Genomic DNA, 18,082 nt, shown 5'->3' with positions numbered 1-18,082 from the left:
CGTTACACTTGTGTGTGAATTAAATTGTAACTGCAAAGCTTTAAAATAAAGCGGTTTATAATTAAACCGCTTTTTGTTTAATTATTTAAAGGCAGGTTCACGGTAAACACCACACCATTGTCTTGCTCATTATTATGCGCGATAACACTGCCGTTATGGTAATTACACACCAGCCTGACAATATATAGCCCTAAACCCAAATGCGGCTGTTGCTGCATTTGTTGGCTGCGCACCGATACCATAGAATCAAAAATATGTTCAGTAAGCCCCTCAGGCAATAAAGTACCTGTATTACTTACCGTTAATGTTGCTTTGTTTTCGCTTTGCTTCAGACTGACTTCAATCGCGGTGTTGGCTTCACTAAATTCCAAGGCATTATTAATTAGCTTATCGAGCAGTTGCGCTATAAATTCAGGGGCACCTTGCATTGGCAGTGTGCTTTGGCAAATGTTGAGTGTAAATAACTGGTTAGGGTAAGTAAGTTGGTAGCCCTGCATACAACCACTAATCACTTTTTGTAAATCAAACGGCTCTGGCTCATTACTTTGAATGCTTTGCTCAAGGCGGGTTGCTTCACTCATAGTGGTAATTATTTTCCCTAAACGCTCAACTCCTTCACTGGCACGCTCAAGGTATTTTTGACTCAGTTCACTTTGCTGCAAGCTTTGTAAGTTCTCAAGTGATGAACGTACAACCGCAACCGGCGTGCGCAGCTCATGAGATAAGCGCGACGACATATTTTCTAAATAATCGGTATAGCCACCAAGTCGGCTCACTATATTTGAAAAGCTACGCGATAAATCGCCAATTTCGTCATTGGCATCGCTGTAATTTATATAGCCTGTTACCCGCCCTTGTGCATCAATGGCTTGCTCTGCTGTATCGCGTAGTCGCCTAATACGACTTGATATACGTGAGGCAAAAAAGAACAAAGTGACTGTGCCAATTAACATGACCGCTAAAATCACATTAAATAGTTTTTCCAGCGATTTATTACGCAGTGTGCGCACGCCATTAGTGGTTTCTTCGGCTATAACTGCGCCAATAACCTTATCCTCAATCCAAATAGGATACGCGGCCGATAATATCACCGCTTTGTTATCGGGGGTGAGTCGCCAAGACGAGGCCGGTTGACCTTTCAGTGCTTTGGCTAAATGAGCGCCTTGCATTGAAGCGACATCGTGTAAGGTATCTATAAATTCATCTTCAGGACGCGTTAAAATTTTATAATACAAAGGATGCAAATAGGTTTGTTCAAAGCGTTGCCATGCGGTTTTTGGCGCTTGATTTTTTAGCCCATCAGCCCATACGCCATCGGCATTTTGAATACTGCCCGATTGCGCTAAAACACGGTGATGATTATCGACCACCCAAATGCGACTGCCGCTGTGGCCCATGCCTTTTAATATACGGTTTATCTCAGGGGAGGGCACCAGTACTGAGCCTAAATCATTTGGGTTATTTAAGTTGGATGTAGACATGATATTAGGTGTTTGGTTTGGTTGTTTACTATCAACATCGGCAATGGCAAACCCCAGTTTATTGCCAAGCATACTCAAAGGAAAGCGCAGCTCAAGGTTGTAACCTGTTTCAGTTTGTTTAAAAAAGCCCTGAATTTTAGTAAAAGGCATTTTACTGTTGGCATCAAATGCGTTGACCCAGCCATCTTGGCGCGGAGCAATAATATAAGTATTAAATTGCCCATCAGGGTTTTTTAGGCCAATTTTTACATAGTCATTATTGGTAATGCTGAGGCTGTTTTTAGCACGGTAAATTACAGTGTCATCTGTGACTTTAAATACAGCATATAAGTAATTATCAAACTTACCTACCATGTGGCTAAATGATAAGTTGCTCAGTTGATGGTTATCATTGGCTGTTTGTAAGTAGCGTTTGTCATAAAGCCAAAATAGCGATTGGTAAGCGTCCCAGTCGCTGAGTTTACCATCGAGCTGAATTGGGCTTTTTAAATTATAAGCATAGAGATCGCGGCCTTTTACAACTTGGTCTAAAAAGTTGGTTTGTTCGTCAAATAAAGCGGGACGTTCGTGCAGGGCCGTGGCCAGTGCACGTGTAGTGCCTACGAGCGTTTTTTCTTGGCCTTGGCGTAAAAACTTTTCCATTTCCCATACGTACTCGTAGCCTAACCATGGCAACAAAAACAAAAAGCATGAAAGTAGAATAAATTTACTGCGTAGGCCAAATCTTAGCATGTGGGTTGCTCCCACCTGTAGCCCATGCCATACACGGTATCAATGCAGTCAAACTGGCTATCGAGTGCTATAAACTTTTTACGAATGCGTTTTACATGAGAGGTAATGGTACTGTCGTCTACATAAATTTTAGCATCGCTCATTAACTCATTACGGCTTTTAACGTGGCCAGGTCGTTGGGCGAGTGAATGCAGCATCCAAAACTCAGTTACGGTTAAATCAACCAACTGTTGCTGCCAAAGCACCTGCATGCGTTGCGTGTCGAGTGTTAGTTGACCGCGAATTATTAATGCGTTGGCATCGGCGGGTTGCTCTAATGCTTCCATTCGGCGAAATAGCGCACCAATACGCGCGGCTAAATGCGCTAAGCTAATATCTTTGGTTAAGTAGTCATCGGCGCCCATGCGCAGGCCGCATACGGTGTCTATTTCGCTGTCGCGAGCGGTTAAAAAAATAATTGGTAAGGTTTTAGAAAGTGAACGCAGTGTTTGGCACAGTAAAAAGCCGCCATCTATTTCATGGCCTAAGCCAATATCAACAATGGCTAAATCGGGGAGTGCTTCTTTAAAAGCGACTTCTGCTTGAGGGCGGTTTTCATAACCACTTACCTGATAGCCTTGAGCGCTTAGCATTTCTATGTAGTTTTCGCGAATGGCAGTTTCATCTTCAACGATAGCTATTTTTTTCATTTTTTAATTACTCATATTGACTTAGGCGCACTATAGCGAAGTTTTTGCGCTAAGTACGGTTAAAAACACAATTGCCATTTTTTTGCCACAATTGCTCAGCAGTTTGCCATTTTTACTCCCCTTTATTGCCACTTCATAGTGTTTTAATACAGCTATTGAAATTACCAATACAACGCAAGTGCCAACCAATAGCTTGCCAACCATTATTAATAGTAAGGAATCGACCATGAAGAAAACATTAATCGCACTCACACTTGTTAGCACTTTTTGTACGCCAGTATTTGCTGCGGATACCCCATCAAAAGAAGCAAAAAAAGAAACAATTGTTGGCCTGAGCACCGGTGCCATTATTGGTGGTGTTGTTGGTGGGCCAATCGGCGCGTTTGTAGGCGCATTTGCTGGTGGTTTGATTGGCGATGCCAAGGTGGCTGAGCAAACCATTGCTGAGCAGCTGCAAGCTTTAACTGTAATGGCAGAGAAAACCAACGACTACCAGCATGTTCTTAATCATAACAGTCACCTAGAGGCGCAACTTGAGCTACTGGCTCAGCAAAATGAGCAACTAACGCAATCGCAGCTTAATAATTTATTGGCAATGACGGTGCAATTTAAAACTGGCTCTAGCGATATTGCTCCACATTTTGCCAAGCAGCTTGATCAATTGGTAGCGTTATTAAAAAGCCAACCGCAACTCGCACTCGATTTAAGTGGCTTTGCCGATCAGCGTGGTGAAGAGCAAGCAAACTTATTACTTTCAAAAGCCAGAGTAAACGCCGTACAAAGTTACTTAATTAAACAAGGTGTAAGCCATATACGTTTAAGCGCACAAGCATTTGGCGAGCAGCAAAGCATAGCAAACAGTAACACCCTTGAAGATAACTTTTTTGACAGACGCGTTACTCTCACTACCCGTGCGCTAAATCAAACTACTGACCAAACAGCAAGCAATTAACAGCGTGCGTTCGAGGGAGTGATTTATGTTGAGTAAACCCACCAAAGTGCTTACCAAGGTAAGCCTTTTTATTTTTATTATCATCGTGCTTTTAGCCAGCTTTAAAAGCCATGCACAGTCGCCAAAACTATCCTTGTTTGATAGCCAAGGAGTGGCGGTTAACCCTGGGGTTATTTTAAAAAGCGATGCAAAAATGACCCTAACAGGGCTAATTAATCGTGTTGTAGTTACGCAGCACTACATAAATGAAAACCCTTTTGCCGTAAATGCACGTTATGTATTTCCTTTACCCGATGAAAGCGCCGTGCAAGCAATGACCATGCGCATTGGCGAGCGAGTTATCAAAGGTAAAATAACAAAAAAACGCCAAGCTGAAAAACAGTACCAAGCTGCCAAAAAAGCAGGCAAACAAGCTTCATTGTTGCGACAGCAACGTGCAAATATGTTTATTACAAATGTGGCAAATGTAGGGCCCGGAGAAGAAATAGCTATAACGCTTGAGTATCAAGAGATTATTGATTACCAACACGGAACCTTTGCGATTCATTTTCCAACTACAATTACGCCACGCTATCATGCAATAACAGGAGAAGTTAACGATGATCAAGATAAGCATGCGATAAAAAGCGCTAATGCACCTTCGTTCACTCCACAGGGTTGGTTAAGCCCTGTTTACACAAAACAAACCAATGAGGCGGCAAATGCCAGTGATTTAAGCTTAACAATTAACATGGATATAGGCTTAGAATTGGTTGATATAAACGCTAAGTACCATCAAGTTAATATTGAAAACCCTGCATTTGGGCAATACAGCATTGTGCTAAAACAACAGCAAGCCATAAATAGAGACTTTGTACTTGAGTTTAAGCCACTTCAAATAGCGCAAGCGCAAGCTGCACTTTTTACTCAGCAAGCACAAAATGGTGAGCAGTATGCGTTAGCAATGTTAATGCCGCCAAGCGATAGTTTTACTCAATCTCAGCGTTTACCGCGTGAAATGGTGTTTGTAGTTGATACTTCGGGATCTATGCATGGGCAGTCTATTGAACAAGCTAAAAAAGCGCTGTTTTACGCATTATCATTATTAGATAGTGATGATAGCTTCAATATTGTCAGTTTTAATAATGAGGTTGCAGTCATGAGTGAGACCCCATTAATTGCCAGTGACTTCAATTTACGTCGCGCAGAGCGTTTTATTTATAATTTACAAGCCGATGGCGGAACTGAAATAAAAGGCGCACTTGATGCTGTACTTGATGGTACGCAGTTTGAAGGGTTTGTGCGCCAAGTTGTATTTTTAACCGATGGTAGCGTAAGTAACGAAGATCAGTTATTTAAACATATTGGGCATACCTTAGGTGATAGCCGTTTATTTACCGTGGGCATTGGTAGCGCACCTAACCGTTATTTTATGCGTCGTGCCGCTGATATAGGTAAGGGAACTTACACCTTTATAAGCAGTGCTCATGATGTGCAGCCGAAAATGCAGCAGTTGTTTGATAAACTTGCTCACCCGGCGATGACTAATTTAGCGTTAACAAATACAAATGGAGACAGCTTAGATTTTTGGCCCTCACCTTTGCCCGACCTATATTTTGCTGAGCCTATTATGGTGGCTATTAAATTAGACAATACCGATGCAATTACTTTTACTGGGCAAACGGCGCATGGGGAGTTTAAGGTTAAGCTTAATCCGCAAGCAAATTCAAAAGCTACAGGAATTGATAAGCTTTGGGCACGTCAAAAAATAAAGTCGTTATTGTTATACAACCAACAAAGTGTTGTAAAACAGCAAGTGCAGCAGCTCGCGCTTGAGCATCAATTACTTAGCCCATTTACTGCGTTTATTGCCATAGAAGAGACCACTATTAAAGAAGTTGCTAAACAAAGCACACAAGTGGCTAATACTATGCCACAAGGAATGACCATGCGCTTGCCGCAAACAGATGGGCAAAGCAAAATGCATATTGTGTTTGGTGCATTACTACTTCTAGGTGGTCTGTTGTTAGTAAGGCGCTGTAAATGAAAAAGTGGCTAAGCATAGGTTTACTTGCCTTTGGGCTGAGCTTGTTTGGCCATGGTGTATACATGCAGTCAAAGGCATGGCTTGCACAAGTGTTAATAGAGCAAGCTTGGCAAAGAGCCCTTAAATCGCCCAATAAAAAAATTAAGCCGTGGTTTTATGCTGATAGCTACCCGGTGGCACAAATAATATGGCCAAAGCATAATAAACGACTAACCGTGCTTGATGGTGCAAGTGGTAGAAACTTAGCGTTTGCGCCGAGCCACTTTTTACCAGCAGGGGATTTAGGTGGGGCTGATTTTGGTAACTCGCAAGGAGCACTTATTGCCGGCCACAACGATACCCACTTTGCGTTTTTAAAAAACGCTAAAGTGGGGGAGCAATTTTCTCTACAACTTAAAAATGGCCAAGTGCAGCATTATTCAGTAACACATGTTGAGGTAATTAATCAGTACAACACCGATTTTTTGCAGCAATCAGGGCTGTATTTATTAACCTGTTACCCTTTTGATTCACTGGCCTCGGGTACCGATTTAAGATGGTTAGTGTCGGCAGAAATATCCTCACCCGAAGTTGAGTTAGGAATATCGACCACTAGTTCTTGATGGCGTTGACTAATCATTACGCCTATAAACACCACAAATATGCTGATCCACTGGCCAAGAGTTAGTACTTCGTTGAGGATAATGGCTGACAAAATTAAAGTGAAAATAGGGATTAAATTAGAATAAGCCGCGGCGGTTAACACCGACACTTTACTAATCGCATAGTTGTACATGCCGTACCCACCCAAAGTAACACAAGAGCCTAAGTACAAAATGCTCATTAGTGCGGTTAAATCGTGTTGGTTTTCACTGGGTAGGTCAATAAACAGTAAAAACGGAGCAAAAAACAAACTACCACTCACGCCTTGCAGAGCAATCAATGTGAGCGGGGAGTAGCGGTTAGCTAAATGTTTTATACACACGGTATAAAATGCCGCGCACACCATGGCCATTAATTCTAAAAAATTCCCCAGTAATGGGTTTGGGGCTTGGCTTGAACTCGGTGAGAGCAAGGTAAGTAAAATACTGCCGCCAATACACAGCGTAAAACCCACTACAATAGCTCTACTAATATGCTCTTTGAGCATGAAAAACGCTAAAAATGCCACAATAATGGGTAAACAAGAAACAATCACCCCCGCTTGAGACGCTGAGGTATATTCCATTGCGTGGCCTTCAAATAAAAAGTACAAGCAAGGCTCTGCCAGTGACATGCCTAATAAGTACTTCCAATCGCCTTTTAAATATTCAAAGCGAATTACGTAACGCCATAAACATAACGAAATCAGTAAAGTGGTGAGCATACGTAAAAATATCACCAAGGCAGGGTCATAAATCGCAATCGCGTATTTAAGTGCAATAAAGGAGCTACCCCACAAAAAGGTGGCAATAATTAAACATAAACTGGCAGGCATAAGGTGTAATTTAATCGGTTGAATATAGTGCGATCCTAGCATGCAGAGGGGGTGATTGAATATTTTTTACTTGTTCAAAAATACCGAACTGGTATAAATAAATTCATCATTTATTGCGCTAAGTAAAAAACATGCAAAGGGATCAGGTCGTAGTTGTAAAGCTAGGTACAAGCGTACTCACTGGCGGTACCGATAAGTTAGACAAAGCACATATGGTGGAACTTGTTCGCCAATGCAGTGAGCTAAAAAAGCAAGGTCATCACGTTATTTTAGTATCAAGCGGTGCGGTTGCCGCAGGTCGCGAACAGCTATTAAAACCCTGTGGGCGCACATTAATAGACAAACAAATGTTGGCCGCCATTGGACAGGGGCAGCTCATTCATATTTGGCAAAGCTTATTTGCGTTGTATGGCATTAACGTCGGGCAAATGCTACTAACGCGCGCGGATGTTGACGACAGAGAGCGCTATTTAAATGCACGCGATACCCTCAATGCCCTATTAAATTACGATGTAGTGCCGATCATTAATGAAAATGACGCAGTTGCTACTAGCGAAATAAAAGTAGGTGATAACGATAACTTGTCGGCATTGGTGGCTATTTTAGCCAATGCCGATAAGTTACTGCTACTGACCGACCAACAAGGGTTATTCACCAGCGATCCGCGCACCGACATTAACGCCACCTTGATTGACGAAGTTACCCATATTAATGATGAGTTACGCCAACTTGCGGGTGGCAGCGGTACGAACCTAGGCACAGGGGGTATGGCAACCAAATTACAGGCCGCGGATATTGCCAGAAGAGCTGGGGTTGAGGTGATTATTGCCAAAGGCGCTGATGAAAATGTGATTTTAAAATGCATGAGCGAGCAACTACCAGGCACCCGTTTTTTAAAACTTACCGCGCCTAAAGATGGTCGAAAAAAATGGTTATTGGCAGGGCCTAAAAGTAGTGGCCAAATTTTAATTGATGCCGGTGCGGTGCATGCATTGCAATCTAAGGGGGCTAGTTTACTTGCTAAAGGTATTACGCGTGCCATAGGTGAATTTGAACGTGGAGATTTAATTAACTTAATTGATGTAAACCAGCAAATTATTGCACGGGGGTTAACGCGCTTTAGCCATCTTGAAATCGATAAAATAAAAGGCGCACATTCTAATCAAATCAGCCATTTACTTGATTACGATAGCGGCGTGGAAGTGCTACACAGAGATGATATGGTGGTGTTGTAATTAAGCACTTTTTTAACGATATAGCGCAACGTATAATCCGCTTATAGTGTTGCGCTTTTTTGTGTTAAAATCTTGCACCTTAAATTTGTTGTAAAGAGTATTGAAGATGAAATTAGTTCGCTGGGTTTTAGGTTGTATCATCTTATTTTTTAATTTTGTTTTTACGCCGCGTAGCAAAAAACGTGATCCGCAAGAGCAAACTAAGCTTGATCAGCAAACCGCACAATTTAAGCTCTATCAATTCAAAGCATGCCCTTTTTGTGTAAAAGTGCGCCGTTCAATTAAGCGTGAAGGCTTAAAAATTGAAACACGCGATGCAAAAAATGATGAGCAATACCGCCAAGAGCTATTAGAGCAAGGCGGAAAAGTTAAAGTACCTTGTTTACGTATTGAGCAAGATGGCCAAGTAAAATGGCTTTATGAATCAAACGATATTATTGCTTACTTAAACAAAGTAGCCGCTTAAAATATTTATTGGTATTTCATACCATCTCACTTATTAAAAGAGACATTACCATGACAATTCGTACCCGTGTTGCTCCGTCGCCAACTGGTGACCCGCATCTTGGCACCGCTTACATTGCCTTATTTAATTACTGTTTTGCTAAACAGCAAGGCGGTGAATTTGTACTTCGTATTGAAGATACTGACCAAGTTCGTAGCACACCAGAATCTGAACAAGCCATCATGGATAGCTTACGCTGGTTAGGCCTTGAGTGGGATCATGGTCCTGATGTAGGTGGTGAATTTGGTCCATACCGTCAATCTGAGCGCAGTGATTTATATAAAAAATACGCTCATCAGTTAGTTGAAGACGGCAAAGCATTCTACTGTTTCGCAACCAGCGAAGAACTGGACCAAATGCGTGAAGAGCAAATGGCCGAAGGTCTGCGTCCTAAATACGATGGCCGTGGCTTAAACCATACAGAAGACGAAATTAAAGCAAACCTAGCTGCTGGTAAACCGTACGTTATACGTATGAAAATCCCAAGCGAAGGTACCTTTAAGTTTAACGATTACCTACGCGACGAAATTGAGATCCCGTGGGAAAACGTAGACATGCAAGTGCTATTAAAAGCGGATGGTTTTCCAACGTACTTTTTAGCTAACGTGGTGGATGATCACCATATGCAAATTAGCCACATTTTCCGTGGTGAAGAGTGGATAAACTCAGCGCCTAAGCTATTAAAACTGTATGAAGATTTTGGTTGGGAAGCACCGGTACTAGGTCACTTACCATTATTGCGTAATCCAGATAAATCAAAACTGTCTAAGCGTAAAAACCCAACGTCTATTAATTACTACAAAGAAATGGGTTACTTACCAGAAGCGGTACTAAACTACTTAGGCCGTATGGGTTGGTCAATGCCTGATGAGCGTGAAAAGTTCACCCTTAATGAAATGATTGAACATTTTGACATGAAGCGTGTATCGCTTGGTGGCCCAGTATTCGACGTAGACAAGTTAAGCTGGTTAAACGGTATGTGGATCCGCGAAAACTTAACTGATGCAGAGCTAATGCAGCGTTTTGTTGACTGGAAATTTAATGGCGACATGCTGGCTAAAGTCTTACCTGAAGCTAAAACGCGTATAAATACACTCTCTGACATGGTTGATTTAGCAGGGCATTTTGTAGGCGGCATCCCGACCTACGACCCAGCGCTATTAACCGCCGGTAAAGCTGACGAAGATGTTATTCGCCAAGCGCTGCAATTTTTTGTATGGCAACTGGAAGGCTTACGTAGCTTTGAAAAGCCAGCTATTTTTGCAATTGCAAAAGAAGTAGCCACCTTCCACGAGCTTAAAATTAAAGACTTCTTAGAGCCTATATTTGTGGCTATTACCGGCAAAACATCATCAACTTCGGTATTAGATGCAATGGAGATTTTAGGATCAGATCTATCGCGTGCACGTTTACGTGTTGCGCTTGCCCATTTAGGTATTTCTAAAAAGCAGGCTAAAAAGATAGAACGCGCATACCGCGATTACCCAAGTGCGTAATCGCGTATACAGATTCAAAAGCCGCTTAATTTAAGCGGCTTTTTTGTGCCTGTAATTCTAAGATGGAGTTGCCAGCATAGGGTAAGTAAATAAGAAAAAATGAAACACGTTAACGAGCCAATGACATAAAATGGCCCATTCTAATCGGCTTGTTTTATAGTAAATATAGCCATAACCAAAACCTGCAACGGCCGCCACAAGCATATAATGAGTACCCGCTGAAAAGTGTGCCAGTGAAAATACACAAGTACTGATCACCGGTGCCAGTAATGCAAACCTGCCCGGGGTTATTAGTTTTGAAAGCTTAGTTTGTATCACCCCCCTAAATAATGCCTCTTCTGCAACGCAGGTAAAAAGTAGGTTGATAGCTATAAATAACAACCAAAATTCAGGTACTTTTGGCGCAAATTCAACAAGGTTTAACGTTAAAGCAGTTATAAGCGCCGCTAAAATAGTGATAATTATGATTAAAGCAGGGTAGCCGATAGTCACTGGCTTTGCCGTTTTATTTTTTGCAAAAAAATAAGCGCTCAGCATTAAACCCGCTAATGCTTTATCAAAATTAGCATACAAGGTAAATGCAATTGCGTTACTGGTGATTTGTTCATTAACAACAATAGGCAGGTTATTAAAACCCGCAAACCAATGTAAGGCCAACCCGAGTGAGGCTGTTATAAATAAAGACGTTAGAACATTACGTTTTAACGCTGAGGTTGCCAATAGCGTAAAGTGAAACAATCCCACATAAACAGCTATAACAGCAACCGCGTTTAAATTTATATATTGTTGATAATAGGCAGTAATAACACTTAGCAGTAATAAGTATTGCCATAATGGTTGGCGAAATACAGTGAGTTTACACTGTGGGAAAACACATAAAATAGCGGCAGCTAAAAAGTAAAAAGTCATTGGCAAATACAGCTTGTTGTTTGATAGGGGAAATGAGAGAAAACGAATCACATAGCGTTATAGTCTTAATTATATAATTCAGAACTATTAATAATTATAGGCTTGTCCGGTACAAGTAACGGCTAAATCACAATTGTAGCGGGATACTGATTGGCATTGCTCCAGTGTAAATGCATTGCCACCTAAATAAAGCACATCGTTTTTAAGGGATTCTATGGCTTGTGATTTCAAACGGTTATAGCTAATTGAGGATGTTCGCATATCATCTGATACATCGCAGCTTTCGCCTTTTATTCCACCAAGGGGGCTTGCACCTCTATCGAGAGCGTCCTGAACACTGTAAAATTGCTCTAGACCACGTTTTTTAATGTGGCTTGAAACGTGTTCTGATAAAACCTCGTCGTCGATATTGGTTGTGTAAGTAATGTTATTACAGCCAGTTAATAATGAAACCGCGCATATTAATAAAGAAAAATACTTCATTAGTTAATCCCTTAAACTCGTATTTGCCTAATTTACTTAGTTAATTAGCGAGTTGCAAATTATCATTTTTCGCCTTTATTAAACAGATTCGACCTCTCAAGATTTTTTTTCTGGTAGTATAGCTAGGTTATAAGCAGTTTAAGCAGTGAACACACTATGTTAAGTCCTTACTATCAGCAGCATGCTGATTATGTTTCAATTTCTCGTGAGCAAGGTTGTCGCTTTGCTAAATGTGTAGCCGACGACTACAACCCGCTTCATGATAAAGACGCTAAAAAGTTTTGCGCACCAGGAGACTTACTTTTTTCTCTAGTGTTAGACCGCTATGGCATTAGTGAGCGAATGGAGTTTACCTTTGCCGGTATGGTTGATGAAAATACCAAACTAAATTTTCCAGAACAACCTGGAGAAGAATTTGATGTAAACCATGGCGAAAAAGTAATTTTAAAGGTTAAGCGCGACGGTAAAACCAGCAAATGCCCAACACTTACAAATAGTTTAATAAAAAATTATGTTGAGTTCTCAGGTGCTGCGTTCCCGCATGTAATTATTCCTTTAATGGGCAAGCAAGAGGTAATGATAAATCCTGCGCGGCCTATGATTATTTATGAATCAATGATAATTAATCTTAATAACATTGATATTAAATCACCCACCCTTGAGTTTGCAGAGCCTAGCTTTGAATACGCTGGTAAACGCGGCAAAATAACCTTGCGCTTTAATTTACTCGAAAACGGCGAAAAGGTGGGTTTTGGTGAAAAACACATGGTGGTGTCGGGCATTCGTGAATATTGCCAAGCAACCGTTGATGATTTAATTACGTTTTACAATGAGCGTAAGGCGACGTTAAAGCCTGCTTAAAAAATACAGAGAAAAAAGGCGTTAAATACAGCTGTATTTAACGCCTTTTTTATTGATGTAGCTCAGGTATAATAGCGCTCTTTGTTATTTTAAAGCTAAGCCTATGTCTGCCACATCATTTTCATCACTTGATCTCGACCCTGTATTATTAAACGCGATTGAGCAAAATAATTACACCACACCAACCGCTATTCAGATTAAAACTATTCCGCCGATTTTAGCGGGCAATGATGTAATGGGCAGTGCGCAAACAGGCACAGGTAAAACAGCCGCTTTTGTTTTGCCGCTATTACATAAGCTTTTAAATTCAGCTAAAAAAGACGAACCAGGCATTGCCCGTGTGGTTATTTTAACGCCCACTAGGGAGCTTGCTCAGCAAGTATTTGCAAGCTTTGAAAAATACGCACAAGGTACAGATATAAAAGGTGCACTTGCCTATGGTGGCGCAAGCATTGGCCCACAAATCAAAGCACTTAAAACAGCGCAAGTAATAGTGGCAACGCCAGGGCGCTTACTTGATCATATAGTGAAGGGCAGTGTGGTGCTTTCAAGCGTGGACTCTTTAGTATTTGATGAAGCAGACCGTATGCTTGATATGGGTTTTATTGACGAAATTAAACGAATACTGCGTCATATCCCATGCGATCGTCAAACCTTACTGTTTTCCGCCACCTTTGATGACAGTGTATTTGAGCTAAGTAAAAAGCTACTCAAAGATCCTGAGCTTATTGAAGTTGATAAGCGTAACTCTGCTGCTGTAGAGGTTGAACAAGTTATTTACGCAGTAGATGAAGACAGAAAGCGCGAACTGGTCTCGCACATGATTGGCATGAAAAACTGGCGCCAAGTGCTTATATTCACCCGCACTAAACAAATGGCCGATAAGCTTGCTAAAGAAATGTGTAAAGATGGTTTAAAAACCGAATCTATTCATGGTGATAAATCACAAGGTGCTCGCGACCGCGCTCTTCATAACTTCAAAGAAGGTAGTACGCGTGTATTAGTAGCCACCGATGTAGCGGCGCGCGGTTTAGACATACCGGCACTTAAATACGTAATTAACTTTGAATTGCCATACATAGCTGAAGATTATGTGCATCGTATTGGCCGTACAGGACGAGCTGGCGAGCAAGGCCTTGCAATGTCGTTAGTGAGTTTAGATGAGCAGTGGCTACTTGAAGAAATTGAAGTACTGCTTGATACGCGTTTAGCCCCACAATGGCTTGAAGGCTACGAGCCCGATTTAAATAAGCCACCTAAAGATAACCGCAAAAACACCAACAAAGCGCGTAAAGATCGCGATAAAAAACGTATTACAGGACAAAGAGCGCCTAACAGAAGACGTAAATAAAAGCGTTCAGTTTTTAGCTATCAGTTGTCAGTAAAAAGAGCCCAACACGGCGTTGAATTTAGCGCCGTGGTTTGTTGCATCTTCTTAATTCACTACCTCTCCCTGTTAGTTCTTTTTAGCACGCAGCTTAAGTGTTAAGTCATTGTATTGTTTACATGTAATCAATAAAGTGTAATTATTTTGTCGAGAATGAAATCAGGTGATTGAAGCGAAAAATATAAAAAAGGAAGTGAAATTGGATTATCTCAATTGGTTGAAAAAGGAATACGCTGAGCTAGGTAATGTGTCAGACGAAACTATTAATGCTCATATAAACTCAGCCAAAATGGACTCTCAGCTATTTAGGGAGTTTATCAAAGTCTTAGGATTTTTAATTTTTGTGGTTCCATTCAATTTGTATCTGTCTATTTCAGAGATAGTCACGTTTAATAGTGCTTACTATTGGCTTATTGTGATCTTTTCGAGTTTTATTGGGGTTTTTGTTGCATTGTATTGCGAACAAACCTTAATTAAGAAACAGCTAAAAAAAACAATCCGCGATAAACACAGTAATAAAATATAAATTTAAAAAGAAATTGACCAGCGAATTACATTATAAAAATAAAAAGGCAAGCCATATAGGTGTAGTAGCTCATATCTGATCTTACAGCTGAGGAGAATTAGTTTAGACTTCACCTGACAAGCTGCTATGAGCGAATAAGAGACAGTCAGAGTTATCTGGATATCTGGACTTAATTCTACAAAGCGGACGCTTAGCGAACCCGTTCATGCCCTAAAATTGAGTTTAGGCAATCTGCATTAATTGTATAATGATGTCTCTTTGATCACATGGATGGTATTTATGTCAGTATTAGATATGGTTAGGCCTGTTATGGAGCCAGTATGCAAGGCATAGAGTTAGAATCAAAGATAACCTGTCCAAAGTGCGGGTTTAGTAAAGTTGAGATTATGCCTACAAATGCTTGCCAGTGGTACTACGAATGCGAAAGCTGTAAAAAGTTGCTTAAACCATTAAAAGGTGATTGTTGCGTCTATTGCTCTTATGGGACAGTAAAGTGTCCTCCCATCCAAGAAGGGAACAGTTGTTGCTTTGGTAAATAATTCATTCCCCTGACTGCTAAGTGTCAGGGGAAAGCCTTAATGCAAACTGTTTACTTGTTACTTGCTGTGGCTGGTAACTTGGCAGAAATAAGTGCAGCTAAACTAATAAAGATAAATGAAATTGCTAAACAAGCAGCTAACCCGTATAGCTGGAAAACCCAGCCTGACAGCACTGTACCAATCAAACGCCCCATTGCATTTGCCATGTAGTAAAAGCCAACATCTAACGAAACGCCATCGGCATCAGCCATGCTAACAATCAGGTAACTGTGCAGAGATGAGTTAATGGCAAACAGTACGCCAAATACCATTAAGCCAGCAATGAGTGCCGTTTTAACTTCCCAGTTAAAGTGTAACGATAAAGCTATACCTAATGTCACTAATGCCAACAAGCTTGCCCATTTTACGGTTTCAGTGGCAGGAGAAACGCTAGCTTTGAAATTGATTAGCTTAGGTGTCATTGATTGGACAAAACCGTAACCAATCACCCAAAGCGCTAAGAAGCCACCTACTGTCCAATGATCCCATTCAAACACTTGTGACAAGAACACAGGTAGTGCAACCACAAACCAGACATCACGGGCACCAAACAAGAAGAGTCGTGCAGCCGATAAGATATTGATAGAGCGACTCTTTGAGAAGATGTCGGTAAACTTAGGTTTGTTCTTGGCTTTACCTAAGTCGTTTTTCAAAGCATAAAGGCTGTAACACCAAACAAGAGCCAAAACACCTGCCATTAACAACATTGCGCCTTTGAAGGAAAGTAAAGTTAACAGTAAGCCGCCTAAGAAAAAGCCAACGCCTTTCAGGGCATTCTTAGAGCCTGTTAATACCGCGACCCATTTAAACAAGGTGCCTTCTTGTCCTGCGGCAACCAACATCTTAATTGAGCTTTTTGCGCTCATTTTGTTTAAGTCTTTGGCAATGCCTGAAAGCGCTTGTGCAATCATCACATAGACAACGGTTAACCATTCAGCGGGAACGGCTAACATCAGCAAGGCGATTATTTGAATCGCCAAACCGATGTTCATGGTTTTATTTAGCCCTAAACGGGCACCTAAGAAGCCGCCAACTAAATTAGTGACAACACCAAAGATTTCATAAAACAAGAACAACATCGCAATGCTCAGCGGACTATAGCCTAACGCGTGGAAATGAAGCACTACCAACATGCGTAGTGCGCCATCGGTTAAGGTAAATGCCCAATAATTGCCTGTTACAACAAGGTATTGCTTAATATCGTCAGATAATGATGCCAAGCGCTTCATAGTGTTACATTACCCTTTAATTGATGATCCGACTTTACGAGCAAGTTCAGCCGTTCTATTAGCGTAACCCCACTCGTTGTCATACCATGTGTACAGCTTCACCTGAGTGCCATTAACGACCATTGTTGATAATGCATCGACAACGCTAGAACGTGGGTCGGTTTTATAATCGATAGACACAAGTGGCTTTTCTTCATAACCAAGAATGCCTTTTAATTCGCCCTCAGCCGCTTCTTTCATCCAAGCGTTAATTTCAGCTTCCGTTGTTGGACGCTCAACCTCAAATACACAATCAGTAATTGAAGCATTCGCAAGAGGCACACGTACCGCATGACCATTCAGCTTACCTTTCAACTCTGGGAAAATATGAGTAATCGCCGTTGCCGAACCTGTAGTGGTTGGGATTAAGCTCATGCCACAGGCACGCGCTCTACGTAAATCTTTATGCGGAGCATCTAGAATCGTTTGAGTGTTGGTAATGTCGTGGATAGTCGTCATTGAGCCATGTTTGATGCCGATTTTATCCAGTAACACTTTCACCACTGGTGCTAAGCAGTTTGTGGTGCAAGACGCTGCCGTTACGATTGAGTGCTGTTCAACATCATATAGATGGTCGTTAACCCCCATAACCACATTAAGTACACCTTCTTCTTTTACGGGTGCTGTTACAACGACTTTTTTTACTCCTTGGTCTAAGTAGGCTTGTAGCAACTCAGTTTTCTTCATCTTGCCTGACGCTTCAATGACCAAATCACATTCAGACCAATCCGTATCATTAATTGCTTTGTTTTGCGTTACACGAATGGCTTGACCATCAATTATCACGTTATTGTCATCATGGGTTACATCATGTGACCAAGTACCATGCACAGAATCGTACTTTAATAAATGTGCTAGCGTTTCTGCATTGCCAGCAGGATCGTTGATTTGCACAAACTCAATGTCTTGCCAACCAAAAGCAGCTCTAAGTGTTAAGCGACCCATGCGGCCAAAACCGTTAATACCAATTTTAATTGCCATTGTTAAGCTCCTACTATTTGAAACTCATTGAAAAAAGAAAGTTGTACTGGGTGTGAGAGCGCTTTAGGGCGCATTTTCTGCACTTGTTTAATAATGTCTGCCTTGTCGTAACCTAGTTCAAACATCAGTAGTCCAATGACTAAGCCTGTGCGACCAGAGCCGCCTTTACAATGCACGGCAATGGTGCCTTGATTGCGTAAGATAGATAGCATGTCATCAAGGTTTGATTTGAACGCTGCTGCAAAATCTTCATTTGGTGCATCGTCATCTAAAATAGGTAACTGAAACCATTTAATACCTTGTGCATCACACACTTGAGGAAGGTCTTCGGCTTCATTCTTGTTCATTTCTGCATCGTACATCAGCGTCACAATCGCTTGTGCTCCAGCATCTTTCAATTGTGTAACCGATGTTGTTAAATCAACGTCTTTTGTTCCGGGGCAAGGAGTAAAGATAAAGCTTGCGCCATTATCAAGTGTTAGTATGTCATATGGATGAGTGTGCATAAAAAGCCTCT

Annotated in this window: 18 protein-coding genes; 10 read left to right on the top strand and 8 right to left on the bottom strand. The window is 41.3% G+C overall.

Annotated elements, in window-relative coordinates; genetic code table 11:
* Window positions 1-77: 77 nt before the first annotated feature.
* Window positions 78-2,213, bottom strand: a complete 2,136-nt coding sequence (gene pdsS, locus PTET_RS12505; protein WP_096038714.1) for a proteobacterial dedicated sortase system histidine kinase — start codon at window positions 2,211-2,213, stop codon at window positions 78-80.
* Entirely contained in the window at window positions 2,207-2,902 is a 696-nt protein-coding gene (gene pdsR, locus PTET_RS12500; protein WP_008111124.1) for a proteobacterial dedicated sortase system response regulator, read from the bottom strand. Before pdsR ends, pdsS begins: the two co-directional genes overlap by 7 nt.
* Window positions 2,903-3,128: 226 nt before the next feature.
* Between pdsR and pdsO the strand changes: the two genes are divergently transcribed.
* Genes pdsO through PTET_RS12480 form a run of 3 tightly spaced genes read left to right on the top strand, consistent with a single transcriptional unit; the run spans window position 3,129 to window position 6,482 of the window.
* Complete coding sequence (pdsO, locus tag PTET_RS12490) at window positions 3,129-3,854, top strand: sortase-associated OmpA-like protein PdsO (protein ID WP_096038712.1); 726 nt, start codon at window positions 3,129-3,131, stop codon at window positions 3,852-3,854.
* Window positions 3,855-3,879: 25 nt separating this feature from the next.
* On the top strand, window positions 3,880-5,880 hold the full coding sequence (locus tag PTET_RS12485; protein ID WP_096038711.1) for a marine proteobacterial sortase target protein: 2,001 nt from the start codon (window positions 3,880-3,882) through the stop codon (window positions 5,878-5,880).
* Window positions 5,877-6,482, top strand: coding sequence for a class GN sortase (locus PTET_RS12480; protein ID WP_096038710.1), 606 nt, complete (start codon window positions 5,877-5,879; stop codon window positions 6,480-6,482). The genes PTET_RS12485 and PTET_RS12480 overlap by 4 nt, the downstream gene beginning before the upstream one ends.
* On the opposite strand, the gene PTET_RS12475 is transcribed toward PTET_RS12480, so the two are convergent.
* The gene (locus PTET_RS12475; protein WP_096038709.1) at window positions 6,377-7,336 is read right to left on the bottom strand and encodes a DMT family transporter; all 960 of its coding nucleotides are present in this window, start codon (window positions 7,334-7,336) and stop codon (window positions 6,377-6,379) included. The two genes, PTET_RS12480 and PTET_RS12475, sit on opposite strands and share 106 nt — an antisense overlap.
* Window positions 7,337-7,467: 131 nt before the next feature.
* On the opposite strand from PTET_RS12475, the gene proB reads away from it, so the two are divergent.
* From proB to gltX, 3 genes are all read left to right on the top strand, one after another.
* The gene (gene proB, locus PTET_RS12470; protein ID WP_033102848.1) at window positions 7,468-8,571 is read left to right on the top strand and encodes a glutamate 5-kinase; all 1,104 of its coding nucleotides are present in this window, start codon (window positions 7,468-7,470) and stop codon (window positions 8,569-8,571) included.
* A gap of 106 nt (window positions 8,572-8,677) precedes the next feature.
* On the top strand, window positions 8,678-9,037 hold the full coding sequence (locus PTET_RS12465; RefSeq protein ID WP_008111110.1) for a glutaredoxin family protein: 360 nt from the start codon (window positions 8,678-8,680) through the stop codon (window positions 9,035-9,037).
* A 50-nt stretch (window positions 9,038-9,087) separates the two neighbouring features.
* Window positions 9,088-10,572, top strand: coding sequence for a glutamate--tRNA ligase (gene gltX, locus PTET_RS12460; protein WP_008111109.1), 1,485 nt, complete (start codon window positions 9,088-9,090; stop codon window positions 10,570-10,572).
* Between the two features lie 57 nt (window positions 10,573-10,629).
* Here the strand turns inward: gltX and PTET_RS12455 are convergent, their stop codons facing one another.
* On the bottom strand, window positions 10,630-11,481 hold the full coding sequence (locus tag PTET_RS12455; protein WP_096038708.1) for a CPBP family intramembrane glutamic endopeptidase: 852 nt from the start codon (window positions 11,479-11,481) through the stop codon (window positions 10,630-10,632).
* 87 nt (window positions 11,482-11,568) lie between these two features.
* A complete protein-coding gene (locus tag PTET_RS12450) occupies window positions 11,569-11,964 on the bottom strand; it encodes a hypothetical protein (RefSeq protein ID WP_013465711.1) in 396 nt (131 codons plus the stop codon).
* A 156-nt stretch (window positions 11,965-12,120) separates the two neighbouring features.
* Here PTET_RS12450 and PTET_RS12445 point away from each other — a divergent pair, with 156 nt between their 5' ends.
* The 4 genes from PTET_RS12445 to PTET_RS19215 all read left to right on the top strand — a co-directional run bounded on the left by PTET_RS12445 (window position 12,121) and on the right by PTET_RS19215 (window position 15,277).
* Window positions 12,121-12,825: a DUF3581 domain-containing protein gene (locus PTET_RS12445; protein WP_096038707.1), complete on the top strand. Its 705-nt coding sequence runs from the start codon at window positions 12,121-12,123 to the stop codon at window positions 12,823-12,825.
* 103 nt (window positions 12,826-12,928) lie between these two features.
* A complete protein-coding gene (locus PTET_RS12440; protein WP_096038706.1) occupies window positions 12,929-14,176 on the top strand; it encodes a DEAD/DEAH box helicase in 1,248 nt (415 codons plus the stop codon).
* A gap of 199 nt (window positions 14,177-14,375) precedes the next feature.
* Window positions 14,376-14,738 (top strand): hypothetical protein, encoded by a 363-nt coding sequence (locus PTET_RS12435; RefSeq protein WP_236613516.1) that lies wholly within the window; start codon window positions 14,376-14,378, stop codon window positions 14,736-14,738.
* 320 nt (window positions 14,739-15,058) lie between these two features.
* Entirely contained in the window at window positions 15,059-15,277 is a 219-nt protein-coding gene (locus PTET_RS19215; protein WP_096038705.1) for a GDCCVxC domain-containing (seleno)protein, read from the top strand.
* Window positions 15,278-15,327: 50 nt separating this feature from the next.
* Here the strand turns inward: PTET_RS19215 and arsJ are convergent, their stop codons facing one another.
* From arsJ to PTET_RS12415, 3 genes are read right to left on the bottom strand one after another with little or no spacing between them, the layout of a single operon-like run.
* Window positions 15,328-16,545, bottom strand: coding sequence for an organoarsenical effux MFS transporter ArsJ (gene arsJ / locus PTET_RS12425; protein ID WP_096038704.1), 1,218 nt, complete (start codon window positions 16,543-16,545; stop codon window positions 15,328-15,330).
* 9 nt (window positions 16,546-16,554) lie between these two features.
* Window positions 16,555-17,565, bottom strand: a complete 1,011-nt coding sequence (locus PTET_RS12420; protein WP_016898910.1) for an ArsJ-associated glyceraldehyde-3-phosphate dehydrogenase — start codon at window positions 17,563-17,565, stop codon at window positions 16,555-16,557.
* Window positions 17,566-17,567: 2 nt separating this feature from the next.
* Window positions 17,568-18,071, bottom strand: coding sequence for a cyclin-dependent kinase inhibitor 3 family protein (locus PTET_RS12415; protein ID WP_016898911.1), 504 nt, complete (start codon window positions 18,069-18,071; stop codon window positions 17,568-17,570).
* Window positions 18,072-18,082: the final 11 nt, after the last annotated feature.

The sequence above is a fragment of the Pseudoalteromonas tetraodonis genome (assembly GCF_002310835.1).
GTDB lineage: Bacteria > Pseudomonadota > Gammaproteobacteria > Enterobacterales > Alteromonadaceae > Pseudoalteromonas > Pseudoalteromonas tetraodonis.
The sequence above is the reverse complement of the archived record's forward strand: the minus strand, read 5'-3'. Positions and strand labels throughout refer to the sequence as shown.

Bases quoted from the DNA above. Each gene is read 5' to 3' on its own strand.
- pdsS (WP_096038714.1), bottom strand. From the start codon at position 2,213: ATGCTAAGATTTGGCCTACGCAGTAAATTTATTCTACTTTCATGCTTT.
- pdsR (WP_008111124.1), bottom strand. From the start codon at position 2,902: ATGAAAAAAATAGCTATCGTTGAAGATGAAACTGCCATTCGCGAAAAC.
- pdsO (WP_096038712.1), top strand. From the start codon at position 3,129: ATGAAGAAAACATTAATCGCACTCACACTTGTTAGCACTTTTTGTACG.
- PTET_RS12485 (WP_096038711.1), top strand. From the start codon at position 3,880: ATGTTGAGTAAACCCACCAAAGTGCTTACCAAGGTAAGCCTTTTTATT.
- PTET_RS12480 (WP_096038710.1), top strand. From the start codon at position 5,877: ATGAAAAAGTGGCTAAGCATAGGTTTACTTGCCTTTGGGCTGAGCTTG.
- PTET_RS12475 (WP_096038709.1), bottom strand. From the start codon at position 7,336: ATGCCTGCCAGTTTATGTTTAATTATTGCCACCTTTTTGTGGGGTAGC.
- proB (WP_033102848.1), top strand. From the start codon at position 7,468: ATGCAAAGGGATCAGGTCGTAGTTGTAAAGCTAGGTACAAGCGTACTC.
- PTET_RS12465 (WP_008111110.1), top strand. From the start codon at position 8,678: ATGAAATTAGTTCGCTGGGTTTTAGGTTGTATCATCTTATTTTTTAAT.
- gltX (WP_008111109.1), top strand. From the start codon at position 9,088: ATGACAATTCGTACCCGTGTTGCTCCGTCGCCAACTGGTGACCCGCAT.
- PTET_RS12455 (WP_096038708.1), bottom strand. From the start codon at position 11,481: ATGACTTTTTACTTTTTAGCTGCCGCTATTTTATGTGTTTTCCCACAG.
- PTET_RS12450 (WP_013465711.1), bottom strand. From the start codon at position 11,964: ATGAAGTATTTTTCTTTATTAATATGCGCGGTTTCATTATTAACTGGC.
- PTET_RS12445 (WP_096038707.1), top strand. From the start codon at position 12,121: ATGTTAAGTCCTTACTATCAGCAGCATGCTGATTATGTTTCAATTTCT.
- PTET_RS12440 (WP_096038706.1), top strand. From the start codon at position 12,929: ATGTCTGCCACATCATTTTCATCACTTGATCTCGACCCTGTATTATTA.
- PTET_RS19215 (WP_096038705.1), top strand. From the start codon at position 15,059: ATGCAAGGCATAGAGTTAGAATCAAAGATAACCTGTCCAAAGTGCGGG.
- arsJ (WP_096038704.1), bottom strand. From the start codon at position 16,545: ATGAAGCGCTTGGCATCATTATCTGACGATATTAAGCAATACCTTGTT.
- PTET_RS12420 (WP_016898910.1), bottom strand. From the start codon at position 17,565: ATGGCAATTAAAATTGGTATTAACGGTTTTGGCCGCATGGGTCGCTTA.
- PTET_RS12415 (WP_016898911.1), bottom strand. From the start codon at position 18,071: ATGCACACTCATCCATATGACATACTAACACTTGATAATGGCGCAAGC.